Consider the following 11,585-nt stretch of genomic DNA (forward strand, 5'->3'; position numbering starts at 1 on the left):
GAGCAGCGAACGGTTGTCGGTCAAGCAGGTAGCGGCTCGGCTGGGGGTGTGTGCAGCAACGGTTCGCAGCAAGATTGCTGCGCTCCAGTCCTACGGCTTGGCCACCTCCAGTGGGCGCGCCTATCAGGGCCGTTCCCGATTGGCTCGGGCTGCGGCCCTGGCCGGAGTGACGGGAGCACACGCTGATCGGGTGCGTCAGTACAGGCTGCAGTCGGCGGTGTTCGTGTGGTGGTTCACCACCCGCTATCAGCCGGAGCGCTCCGATGCGCTGGCCGAGTGGGGCATGTTTCCCACCCCGGATGAGGCCGAGAACGTCCACCCGGTCGATATCGCATTGGCCTACGGCGCCACCAGTACCGGCCCCCCGGTACAGGCAACAACATGGGGCGCGGCGATGGCCGCGCAGGAGCGGCACCGGGAGCACGATCCCGGTAGTTGGTGGGAACTTGTTGCCGCGGCTCGGGCCGCGCTGCCGGCCCCCGACATGCTGCTCGCACCCCATCAGTGGGCTGCCACCGCTGCCTGACACCACCATGGGTGGCTGTCCCTGTGAGACCAGGCATGTCACCACAGGTCGGGGGAGGTGTCCGGTCCTGTCGCCTGCCCCCAATCCGAAGAGGCACCCAGGGGCTCGACGTCCGGTCCATGCTCGTGTTCTGCGGCGCGGTGTTCGAGGTAGGAGGCGACGAAGTCGTCGGCGTCGGGCGTGCTGGTGCCGTCCGGGGTGATGGTGAGCTTTTCGCGGGTGGCGGTCAGCCAGGTGGCGAGTTCGGCATCGCCTGTGGTGGTTTCTGGTGGGGGAGTGGGCAGGGCGTCGGGTTCGCCGTGTCCTCTGGTCACGTCACGTATCCGGTGGGCGATGACGGCGCCTGCGGATTTCGCGGTGTCGAGGTTGTCGGTGGCCTCGAGCCACAGTTCGCGGGGGTCCAGGCCTGCTTGGGCTGCTTCGGTCCAGGCGTGTTCGAGGTCAGCCCGCGCTGCGGGGTCGGCCTCGAGTTGGTGGGTGTGGGTGCGGGGGAGTGCGTCGAGGTAGTCGGGCAGGGTGTTCGCGGTGAAGGTTTGAGCGGCCAGTTCTGCGCCGTGGCGGTAGAGCTGTTCGAGGCGTTCGGGTGCGGTGGCGGTGGTGTATTCCTGCCGCAGGGTGTCAATGGCTGAGGTGTTGCGGGTGTCGCGGCCCAGCACATTGGTCAGGACCTGTGTGGGTGTGGGGGCGTTCTGGTCGCCGGCCGAGTGCATGTGGGCGTCTTCGGCGCCCGGGTCGAGGGAGTGCTCGCACACCGTGTAGGCGCGGTTTTCTTTTTTGCCGCGGGTCATGGCCACGTATAGGCCGGCGCGGTCGACGGTGTTGTCGATGACGGCGTGGGTGGTGTCGACGGTGGCGCCTTGGGCGCGGTGGATGGTGCTGGCGTATCCGAGGTGGATGTTGGTGTGGGCGTAGCTGGCGGGGATGAGCATGTCGGCGCCGGTGTTCTGGTCCCGCACGGCCAGGGCGCCGTCGTCGGTGATGCCGGTGACGGTGAACAGTTGGCCGTTGATGACCCGGCCCAGGGGGGTGCGGTCGTTGTCGGTGTGGAGGGTGGCGTTGGTGCGGGCGATGACGGTGTCCCCGACACCGACGGCATCGCCCCGGGACACGCGCATGGTGTGGGTGTCGTCGACCAGCCCGGTGCTGATGCGGTCGGCTCGGATGAGGTCGTTGAGGGTGTCGACGTCGGTGTTGGTGGAGGCGATCACCAGACAGCGACGGCCAGCAGCAGTGTCTGCCAGGAAGGCGTGTGCGGCGTCGGTGAGCATCTGCTCCCGGTGCCCGCCGGTGAGCCATCCCCGGTCGGTGTAGAGGCCAAGGGCGTCGGGGTTGCCGTCACGAAGGCCCAAGGTGGCTTCGGCTTGGGCGGTGTCTGAGCCCATGCGCATGACCTCGCGCAGTTCGGGGGTTCCCGGGGTGCGGGTCAGGTCGGCCAGCAGGCCTCCGGTCTCCACGGCGGATAGCTGTTTGGGGTCGCCGACCAGACGCAGGACGGCCCCGGTTTCGGCGGCGATCTCGGTCAAGGCGGCCAGGTTCTCGGTGCTGGCCATGCCGGCTTCGTCCACCAGCAGCATGTCGCCGGGGGAGATGGTCACCGGCAGGGCTGCGAGGGTGCGGCCGGGCTGGTTGGGGTTGCGGCCCAGCCACGTGAACGTCAGTGAGTCGATGGTGTGGCAGTCGGCGCCGATGTCCTCGGACAGGATGGCCGCAGCAGCGGCGGACGGTGCCAGTCCGATCACGGTGCGTCCGGTTGCGTGCCAGGTGTCGGCGACGATCTTCATGGAGGCGGTCTTGCCGGTGCCGGCCGGTCCGACGCCGGCGGCGAGCAGGGTTCCGGCCCCGATGAGGTGCCCGGCCAGCGCCCGCTGACCGGCATTCAGGCTCCACCCTTCGCTTGTCTCGTGTTCGGCCAGGACATGCTCGAGGACCGCTGCCGGGGCGGTGACCGCGACCGGGGTACGCGCAGCGTCCAGGGCGAGTTGCTCGGCGTCCAGGACGGCGTGGGTGGTGAACTTTTCGGTGTTGGCGTGCCGGTCCACCCCGGCCCCGTCCGGACGGGTCAGGGCACCCGGCAGGTCGAGGATTTCTGGTGGGGTCAAGGGGATGACCAACTCATCCATGGCGGTGTCCATCACCGCCTGGTGCGCCTGTTCCAGGGCCTGCTCGCCGGTGAACACGTAGCCCTTGAGTGCGGTCGACACCGCGGTCTGAACGTGCGAGCGGCGGAACTGTGCGCGCCTTGCCGTCACCGCCTCCACTGCCCGCTGGGCCACGACACGGGCGTGAGTGTCGGCGTTGAAGATGTCCCGCTCGACTCCGGCCTTGCCGTGCCGGGTGACCCGGTCGGTGAGGGTGTCCAGGGTGTGCTCATCGACGATCTGTGCGGCCCGCTCGCGCCAGCCGGCGCGGTGCTCGTCCAGCGACAGGGCCGGCTTTTTGGCGTCGCGGGTATCCAGGATGGCTTTCTGCCACAGGGCGTAGGAGGCCCGTTGTCCGGGTTGGCGGCCGTGCTTTGCGACGTAGTTGGCAACGAGCTGGTTGTAGACCGGGCGGGCCATCGCCCGTCGTGAGGAGAAAGCGTCGATCAGCTTGCGGTCGATGCCGGCGATTTCCCAGATCGGTGCCTTGTCCGGGTGCGGGTAGTGGGCCTGGAATTCCACGCCCATTCTCCGGGTGAGTTTGTCGTGCAGGATCGCGTCGTAGCGCGACGAGATCGCCTGATGCATCTGGAAGATGGCCCGCCCGTCCAGGGAGAGCCAGCGCCCGTCAGGGGCTTGGACTTTGTTGGCGATCAGCACGTGCGAGTGCAGGTCCGGGTCGCCGCCTCGAGTGTCGAAGTGGGTGAACTCTGAGGCGATGATCCCGCCGGTTTTGACCTGTTTGATGCCTCCGGTCCCGACCCGGGTGTAGATGGCGTTGTCCTCGGCCCACGCCAAGGCTTCGGCGACGGCTTCGTGATGCAGCGCGGCGATGTGGGAGGCGGTGTTCTCGTCGGCCAGTGCCCACCAGACGCTGACACTTTTCACTGGAGAGAACGTGAAATCGAATCCGGCGACGGCTTGTTTGACGCGGTCGCGTTCCCGGTTGACCCAGGCGATGACGTCTTCTCCGGAGGCGTGCTCGTAGCCGAACTCCTTGGTGTAGAAGGGGCGGGCCGTACTTTCGGCGATCTGGCCTCGTTCCTCGACGGTGGGGCGCCGTCCCTCGACGGCGAGGAAGGTTTTCTCGGCAGTAGCAATAGCCTGAAGGACCTCGACGCCGCCGGTGTAGATCGGGAAACTTCGGCCCAACTTGCACGCCGCGAGGGGCGCGCCGTCGGCCATCTTCTGGTCGGTGTCCGGGTGCAGTCCCTCGCCGTACAGGGCGGCCATCTGTTCCTCGGTCACGATGGCCCCAACGGTCGCGGTCTCGGAGTTCAATCCGGTCAGTCCGGAGCCGATCCAGACCCCCGGTGGGGTGCCTTTGGCGGCGTAGTAGTCCGACAGTGACTTGCCTTCGGGGTCGGCGTCATGGGTCGCCACCGAGCGCAGCAGGTACTGGTATCCAGTCCCTGCGTGAACCGCTCGCAGACTCATCACAGCCTCCAGCGTATGCGGCCGGTGGCGGGGCGTCTACGCCCCACGAGGCCGCAGGGCGCTGACCAGGTGTTTCCCGTCTATCACTAGAAGTGCATACTGTGTGTGGCAGTTTAAGCGAGCGACAGCGAGGATGATCTAGCACGGCCAGTGCTAGATGTGGTGCGGCGATCGGGGACCAGGACGGCGCGACGATGACGGCGGCATGGTGGTTGGGGATTGCGGCACGATGGGTGGGGCAATAGGGTCGATCACATGGCGGCTACCAAGACTGATTCACGTTCACAAACCGCACGCGCGAGGGCTCGTCAGGCGATGGCCGACGAGCTGGAGCGGGCACGCAAGCGCGAGGCCAAGCTGGTCGCGGTGTTCTCGGCGATCGATGCCCGCGATGACGCGCAGATCGCCCTCGGTCAGGCGCTGGTCGAGCTTCGGGACCTGGGCGTGGTGCAGGCGGACCTGGCGGAGATGACCGGACTGTCCGCCCGCGAGGTCGGGGCGGCGATCCGCGCCGCGAAGGACAACACCACCGACACCGACGACACGGTCAACGATGCCGACGGCGGTGACACGCCAGCGGCGGATCAGACCTCGGCGGACACCAACGGTGACCAACAGCACTGAGCCCGTCTCCGGCGGATGGTTCGAGGACATCCCGCTGCCGGGAATGGACGCCCGTCCCCGGCCCCGGCCTGCCGCGAGGCGGTCCAGGCCGTACGACTCGACGCTGCCTCCGACCGAGGCGTCGATTGCCGCGTTTGGCTCCCGTGTCGTGCGCGCCCCGGGCGATGGATGTCACATCTGGACCGGCGCCATCTCCGACGGGTACGGACGGATCACCTGGCGACAAGGCGGCGTCAGCAGAACCGAGTACGCACACCGCTTCGCCCTCCTGATCGCCGGCCAACTGACCGCCGAGGCGATCGGTGAGCACCGCTGCAACGAACCCCTGTGCGTGCGCGTAGACCCGGACCATCTCATCGCCTCAACCCAATCAGCGAACCTGCTCTACGCGGTCGCCTGCGGACGCACCGGAATCATCCGCAACACCACCGAACGCCACGACCGGCACGCCCGCTCCCTCGCCGTCCGCGAAGCGGTCTCCGGCGGCTGGAACCCCAAGGCTTACGCCCAAGCTTGCGGCAACACCGCACCCCTAGACGAGCCGCCACTGTTCTAGACTCGGGAACCACACACCAACAGCAATGGCCCCACCGAAGAGGTGGGGCCATTGCTGTATCGGTCGGGTGGGAAGTGTCAGCGGGCTTCCGCGATGCGTCTTTGGCGGCGCAGCTGCCAGTAGCGCGGAATCGTCCACCGCAGCGGCGTCTTGTCGATCACCACACGTGCGAGACGGGACCGGTAATGCACATCGTTGCGGACCGCGAACGACCAGTGCCCGACAACCCACGCCACCGGCCCCAACGCCATCACCGTCGGCGCCCAGGAGCTCGACTGCACCACCCCACAGAATCCGATCACCGCGCAGATTCCCCCGATGCCGCGTGCCAACGGCGGCATCAAAAGCGAGGCCACCGCGACCACCGCCACGGCCTGTACCGCGGTCTGTAGATCCCACATGACGCCTCCCGTGTTGGCGTTCGTCCCGTTACATCCCGAACTCACCTGGCGGAGGTCCGGGCCGCTTGTTCATTGGCAGTCCTGCTTTGTCAGTGTGCTCGCCCGGTCCGACACGACAAGGCCACCACGGTGCGGATCGCTACTTGTCATCGTCGGCCTGCCCGGAGGAACGAAACGCGTCCAGCAGTTCACGCAAGGTGTCCGAGGTGGCCTCGGCCCGCACCCGGGCACGGTCGGCCTCCTCCGCCAGGGCTCGCGCCTGCTCTGACTCACGCTGCGTCGTCTCGAGCTGCTGGCGAACCTGGGCCAGCTCGGCGCGCAGCTGCTCGGCGTCCCGGACCGCCTCACCCCTGGCCGTATCGGCATCGGCTCGCTGCGCCGTGGCTGCCTCCGCCGCGGCGAGAGCGTCGGCCTCGCCGGCGCGGGCAGCATCGAGCGCCACCGCAGTGGCCTCGTCTGCCTGCTCGGCGGCGCGCTTCCACGCCGCCGCCCACACCGACGCCACCATCGCCGACATCGGCTCCGACAAGTCCGGGGCCTCCGGCACCTCGCCCGCTGCGCCCGCGGCGTGCTCGCGCATCCACGCCGCCACCTCGCCGATCCGCACCCCCGCCTGTTTCTGCACCGCCCGCACGGTGACCTTGTCCCCGCGCGCGACGAGCACGCCGTAGGCGTGAGCGATCTTCTCCGACGACGACATGGCAACCCCTCCAGATTCAGCATTCGGTAACCGGTAACCGGTAACCGGTAACGCAATTTGTTACCAATGTTACCACAGGCGCCGAACCGAAACATCCCCGTCGCGCCAGTGCGCAGCAAACCGGCCGGACCCTCGCCGTCGGAGCACCCCTGCCAACCAACGAAGAACAAGGCGAGTCCCGGGCCACCGCGGCCCGCGCCACACAAGCCTGTCGCGCCCGAGTGAGACAATGGACTACGTGCTGATCGCCTATGTCGACGAGTCCTACGACCAGGACCTCTATTACATCGGGGCAGCAATCGCCGACTACGACCAATGGGAGCAGCTCCACCAGCTCTACACCCAGATCGCCGAGCGAACCGCCACGAAACACGGCACCGATCCCACGGCTGAGTTCCATGGACACGAGATCATGGGCGGCGCAGGACAGTGGGCCAACCTTCGCGGCAAACACCGCGAAGCAGCTGGCCTCTACAGTGCCGTCCTACGGGCAGCACAACACGCGGGCGTGCGGTACCTCTTCGAAGGGGTGGACGTCAGACGCCTCAACGCCCGATATCGGTACCCGCAACAGCCCCACACCGTAGTGTTCCGCCACCTGCTCGAGCAGATCGACACTTACACTGCCCAACACGGCGCCGGAGAGCAGGCGATCGTCATCGCCGACGAGATCGCCACCAGCGCCCAACACCAGGACCAGTTCAGCGCCTACCAAGACTTCGGCACCGGCGGATACCGGCCAAGCCGACTTCAGCACATCTCCGCGCCCATCAACTTCGCCGACTCACGCCACACCCCCGGCCTACAGGCCGTCGACATGGCCGTCTACATCCACCGCCGAGCCCAGGCGGTGCACAATCAGCACCCCCGAGCTCAAGCAGTCACCGACAAACTCGCCCACCTGATCTACCAAAACACCCACCGGCAACGCACCTGGGAGCCCTAAATAAAACGAGGGCCCCCTCGCGGGAGCCCTCGGCAGGCAACGTTCCGGTATCCGGCCCGTTGTGCCCCCAGACTACCGCGCCACACCCGATCCACACCAGACCCCGACGAGACTCACCAGGTGATCCCGCACGCCCTAACGCTCAGCGAAAGCCGCCTCACCTCACCGAACCCGACCGTGCTCTACGCCTGTCGGAGCCTACCTCCATTCTCCCCTGGCAGTTCAGGTGAGCATCGCCGGCTCCTGGACCGCGGGGCCGATCGCGCAACAGCTTGTTGCGCACGATTCCGAGCTCGCCCAACAGATCGCCAAGGACCCGCTGATCCTTGATTTTCTGGATCTGTCCGGCGAGGTCGCCGAACGGGGACTCGAGGAGTCCCTGACCGACCGGATCGTCGACACGTTGCGGGAGCTCGGCCCAGGATTCGCCTTCGCGGGAAGGCAGGTCCACTTCGACGTCGGGGGCGAGGACTTCTACGCTGACCTACTGTTCTTCCACGTCGAGCAATTGCGGTATGTAGTCATCGAGCTCAAGACCGGCAAGTTCAAGCCCGAACACGCCTGGCAGCTGCAGTTCTACGTCGCCCTCGTCGAGGATCGCCTGCGCCGTACCGCACATGCCCCGACCGTCGGGAGCCTGGTCTGCCGATCGTGTCGTCCGCTACGCGCTGAACCCGGCCGGCGCACCCCTGGCCGTCTCAACCTTCAGCTATGAGGCCTTACCCACCGCAGAGCACGAGGCACTCCCCAGCGGGAATGACCTAACCGCAGCCTTAGCCCAAATCACCGGGGACGTCGAGGACCACTCGTAAATAACGTTGGAACACACTGTGGCCCCAAAACGGGGCTCGACCAGCCATTATGTTGCTGGCAGGAACGGGTGTTCGTAAGGCGGGAGTAGGCGATCTGATCGCGGTTTCTCGAGCGGAGAATTACTCTGTGGCACTCTCCACTCCGGTAACGGAGATTGTTTCCTGTTACCTATTTCCCGTGATACCGATTGCTCGGTAATTTCCGGAGAATCACCTCTGGCCGTGCTCGCGTACGGCGACGATGTATTCGGCGTACGTACCTGCCGCGTCGACGGCGTGGCGCTCAATGGTCGATGGGTGATAACCCAGGACGTCGGCGATGATGGCGGCCGGGGCGGTTTTGCTGAGTTCATGCAGTGTGCCGAGTCGGGCGGCGCGGGCGCTGACGAGGTGGTCTCGTAGCCGGAGGCGTAGGTGCATCGGATCGATGTGCATGCCGGGGGAATGCCCTCTGAAGACCCAGTTGCTTCTCGGGTGAGCGGCGGTCTGGTCGTGGCCAGGGTTGGCCAGAAGTTCACGCCACGACCCGTCGAGCGGGGCGGGCAACACGATCGGGCCGCTGCCGAGCGTAATGGTCGCCAGGTCCTCGGTCACGGTGATGTCGTCCCAGGTCAGCGCGGCGATATCCTGGATCTGTTGGCCAAAGACAAGGACCAGTATCGCCGCGGCCTTGTCTCGTGTGGTCAGGGTGTCGCCGTCCACTATTCGGTCCAGGGCGGCGGCCTGGTCGGTGGCGCTGAGTGTGGTGCTGTTACCGCGGCGATGGCGGGGCACGGTGAGCCCTTGTGGGGCGTTCTTGGTGTCCATGGCCCAGCCGAGGAACCGATCGACGAGCAGTCGCGTGGTCGGCCCGCCGGCGATCCAGGCGTCAACCTCGCCCTGGCCGACGTCGGCGAGCGCGATGTCGCGCTCGCCGAGCCAGTTGAGGAAGTTGATCGCGACGGTGACGGTCTGCTTGCTGCGCAGGAAGGTGCCGTGGGGGACGAGGTCCATCTGGTTCATGCGCCGCAGATGGTGCCAGCGGATATAGCGGTCAATGACGGCCCGGTTGGTGTCCTCGGTCAGCCTCTCCAGTGCTGTGTCCGCCCAGGCTTGGTAGCGGACAAGCAGCTCATCACGTCGGGGCAGGCCACCGTGCTCGACTAGGAGCCCGCGCACGTAGTCGCGGGTGCGCGAGCGTGGAAGTGCATCGATCGCCTCGTGCGTGAGCTCCGGGAGGGTGGCCAACTGTTTCAGGAAGTCGGTCACGTGCCGCTGGCGGATCCAGGTCAGTCCACTGTTGGCGCGTTTCATCGAGTTCAACGCCTCAGCCAGGGGGATAAGCCTCTCGGCGATGGTGCCGGTGTCCAGGTTGGTCAGCAGTCCGTCGACGGTCTCGCTCAGTGCGCATGGCCAGCACAGGCCGGCGCGGTAGATCTCGTCCTCGGCGCCGCAGCGCACGCAATCGATGTTGAGGGTGATCTGGGCGCACGCCCGGCAGGCCGGGCGCCCATCTACTCGGCCCGGTAAGACGCGGATGTGGCCGCAGTCGCAGGTGCCGCGGGTGCGTTTGGCCTGCTGGTAGCAGTAGCCGCAGATCTGATCCTCCGGGCCCCAGGTGACCACCAGCGGGTAGCCCAAGCCGCAGCGATCACACGGACACACGCGACGTAGGTCCGGGTCGTCGGGTTTGCGGGGCCTGGCCATCGGTATCGGTCAGTCCTCGTTGTCGTCCCGGACGAGTCTCACCCGGGGGGCGATCGGCTGGCCGGGTGCCACCCCCAGGTCTTCCGGCCGCTTCGGCGCCTGGGCGGTGGCCGCTGCCCGAATCTCCACGAACGGCTCGAACAACTCGCCGGGTTCGCAGTCGAGGATGTCGCAGAGCGCGGCGAACGTGCGTGCCGGGATCCGCTCTGGTGTGCCGGTCACCAGCCGGTAGACTTGACTCTCGGACAGGTTGATGCCCCGAGCCCTCAACAACGGCACCAGTTCGGTGCTCTTCCACAGGTTGCGCTGCGCCATCTGCGTCCGCAGATTCCAGCGATACCCGATGCGTCGTTGCTCAGCCATCAGCGTCTCCGTCCTGCTTCCTGCCGTGGCCGTCCAGCCGCGAAGCGATCATGTGCTGGATGGTTTTCTGTTTGAAATCGTTGCCGACCGAGGTGTACAGCCCGGTGACCGACGCATAGGCATGACCGACTTGAGTCTGCACGAACGCCGGGTCGTAGCCGGCCTCGATCAAGTGCGTGACGTAGGAGTGTCGCAGGCAGTGCAGTCCGAGCTCTTTCGGCAAGCCGGCGCCCTCGCGGGCGGCAGCGAAGGCATCACTCAAGCTACCCACTCGTATCCGCTCGGCGCGCTCGCTCGGCCATAGCGCCGCCGATCGGTCAGCGGTGGCGAAGTGCCGCCGGCCACGCTCGGTGATCCAGAATCGGAGCAGGTCAACCACCCAGTCGAACTCCGGGACCGTCAACACGGTGCGTCGTCGCGGCCCCGACCCGGTGGTGCCTTTGGCCCATCGGACGGTCACCGCGCCGAAGTCGCCGTACGCAGGCACATGCGGGTTGGGGCCGAAATCCTGCACGTCCAGCATCGCCACCTCGCGACGCCGAAGCCCATAGGCGTAGCAGACCTTGAACGCGATCGAGTCCCGCAACAGGGGAAGCCAGCGCTTACTCCCAGCAGCGAACTCACGATCGACCCGGTCGTCCACGTCATCAAAGAGTCTCTGCAGCTCCGTGGCCGTGAAGGCCCGGCGGCCAGCCGGAACAGCATCCTCGCAGGTGTGCCGCGGAGTGTTCCACTCGAACGCGATCTGGGCCGGAACATCGTCGAAGACCCGTTGGCACAGCGCACCCCACCCGTAGCTCGAGCTCGAGACGTAGGCACAGAACATCGCGATGGCATTGCTGTCCGAACGCAGCGTCGTCCAGCTCACCGGCTTCTCACCCGAGCGCCGCCCAGCCATGTAGTCATCCAGATCGACCGGCCTCCACGACCACGGGAACGTCCCGGCGAACTCCTGGAACCGGCGCAGCACCCCGCAGCGCCCGTCGATCGTTGCTCTCGTCAGCCCACGCGCCAGCATCTGCGCCCGCCAACCCTCGACCATTGCTTCAAACACGCGGTCCTCGGCACGGAACAGGCCGACCTCACCGTCGCGCAACAACCGCGGAACGAATCCCGGGACACCGTCCACGCCGACCTCCGACTCGTGGAAACCTGCATCTAATGCAAGAAACCTACGGGGCGCTGGACCGACGCACAAGCATCACATCCGCGGCGCCGACACCACGCCAGCCAACCCCGCCGCCCACCAGCGCAAACCCCATCATCCCAGGTAGACGGCAGTAACCGCACCTACCACTACTCCCGAGAGTTGAACGCCGATAACTTATCTTATGTAAAGTAAAAATCTGCGTATTGCATCAGATGAATCGCCCCTCGCATTTCCAGCTCCTCCTTC

Annotated in this window: 11 protein-coding genes; 5 read left to right on the forward strand and 6 right to left on the reverse strand. The window is 66.6% G+C overall.

The window, feature by feature from the left end:
• Window positions 1-190 precede the first annotated feature (190 nt).
• Complete coding sequence (locus NR111_RS17275) at window positions 191-526, forward strand: hypothetical protein (RefSeq protein WP_156523594.1); 336 nt, start codon at window positions 191-193, stop codon at window positions 524-526.
• Window positions 527-564: 38 nt separating this feature from the next.
• Here NR111_RS17275 and mobF read toward each other — a convergent pair whose 3' ends face one another.
• Window positions 565-4,101 carry a MobF family relaxase gene (gene mobF / locus NR111_RS17280; protein WP_206475259.1) on the reverse strand — a complete coding sequence of 1,179 codons (3,537 nt, stop codon included), beginning with the start codon at window positions 4,099-4,101 and terminating at the stop codon, window positions 565-567.
• 315 nt (window positions 4,102-4,416) lie between these two features.
• Here mobF and NR111_RS17285 point away from each other — a divergent pair, with 315 nt between their 5' ends.
• Together NR111_RS17285 and NR111_RS17290 are read left to right on the forward strand one after the other, a co-directional pair.
• Complete coding sequence (locus NR111_RS17285; protein ID WP_206475258.1) at window positions 4,417-4,725, forward strand: hypothetical protein; 309 nt, start codon at window positions 4,417-4,419, stop codon at window positions 4,723-4,725.
• On the forward strand, window positions 4,709-5,281 hold the full coding sequence (locus tag NR111_RS17290; protein WP_206475257.1) for a hypothetical protein: 573 nt from the start codon (window positions 4,709-4,711) through the stop codon (window positions 5,279-5,281). The genes NR111_RS17285 and NR111_RS17290 overlap by 17 nt, the downstream gene beginning before the upstream one ends.
• Window positions 5,282-5,358: 77 nt before the next feature.
• On the opposite strand, the gene NR111_RS17295 is transcribed toward NR111_RS17290, so the two are convergent.
• Entirely contained in the window at window positions 5,359-5,682 is a 324-nt protein-coding gene (locus NR111_RS17295; RefSeq protein ID WP_067718680.1) for a hypothetical protein, read from the reverse strand.
• 139 nt (window positions 5,683-5,821) lie between these two features.
• Window positions 5,822-6,382, reverse strand: a complete 561-nt coding sequence (locus NR111_RS17300) for a DNA-binding protein (RefSeq protein ID WP_067718681.1) — start codon at window positions 6,380-6,382, stop codon at window positions 5,822-5,824.
• 238 nt (window positions 6,383-6,620) lie between these two features.
• Between NR111_RS17300 and NR111_RS17305 the strand changes: the two genes are divergently transcribed.
• Both NR111_RS17305 and NR111_RS17310 read left to right on the forward strand, forming a co-directional pair.
• Window positions 6,621-7,328, forward strand: a complete 708-nt coding sequence (locus tag NR111_RS17305) for a DUF3800 domain-containing protein (protein WP_206475256.1) — start codon at window positions 6,621-6,623, stop codon at window positions 7,326-7,328.
• A gap of 226 nt (window positions 7,329-7,554) precedes the next feature.
• Window positions 7,555-8,043 carry a PDDEXK nuclease domain-containing protein gene (locus NR111_RS17310; protein WP_067718686.1) on the forward strand — a complete coding sequence of 163 codons (489 nt, stop codon included), beginning with the start codon at window positions 7,555-7,557 and terminating at the stop codon, window positions 8,041-8,043.
• Window positions 8,044-8,350: 307 nt separating this feature from the next.
• Here the strand turns inward: NR111_RS17310 and NR111_RS17315 are convergent, their stop codons facing one another.
• From NR111_RS17315 to NR111_RS17325, 3 genes are all read right to left on the reverse strand, one after another.
• Window positions 8,351-9,760, reverse strand: a complete 1,410-nt coding sequence (locus NR111_RS17315; protein WP_306228695.1) for a Fis family transcriptional regulator — start codon at window positions 9,758-9,760, stop codon at window positions 8,351-8,353.
• 75 nt (window positions 9,761-9,835) lie between these two features.
• Window positions 9,836-10,189, reverse strand: a complete 354-nt coding sequence (locus tag NR111_RS17320) for a helix-turn-helix transcriptional regulator (protein WP_067718690.1) — start codon at window positions 10,187-10,189, stop codon at window positions 9,836-9,838.
• A complete protein-coding gene (locus NR111_RS17325; protein ID WP_067718693.1) occupies window positions 10,182-11,318 on the reverse strand; it encodes a site-specific integrase in 1,137 nt (378 codons plus the stop codon). Before NR111_RS17325 ends, NR111_RS17320 begins: the two co-directional genes overlap by 8 nt.
• Between the last annotated feature and the right edge of the window lie 267 nt (window positions 11,319-11,585).

The organism is Dietzia sp. Die43 (assembly GCF_024519835.1).
GTDB classification, from domain to species: Bacteria; Actinomycetota; Actinomycetes; order Mycobacteriales; family Mycobacteriaceae; genus Dietzia; species Dietzia kunjamensis.

Bases quoted from the DNA above. Each gene is read 5' to 3' on its own strand.
- NR111_RS17300 (WP_067718681.1), bottom strand. From the start codon at position 6,382: ATGTCGTCGTCGGAGAAGATCGCTCACGCCTACGGCGTGCTCGTCGCG.
- mobF (WP_206475259.1), bottom strand. From the start codon at position 4,101: ATGAGTCTGCGAGCGGTTCACGCAGGGACTGGATACCAGTACCTGCTG.
- NR111_RS17295 (WP_067718680.1), bottom strand. From the start codon at position 5,682: ATGTGGGATCTACAGACCGCGGTACAGGCCGTGGCGGTGGTCGCGGTG.
- NR111_RS17285 (WP_206475258.1), top strand. From the start codon at position 4,417: ATGGCCGACGAGCTGGAGCGGGCACGCAAGCGCGAGGCCAAGCTGGTC.
- NR111_RS17320 (WP_067718690.1), bottom strand. From the start codon at position 10,189: ATGGCTGAGCAACGACGCATCGGGTATCGCTGGAATCTGCGGACGCAG.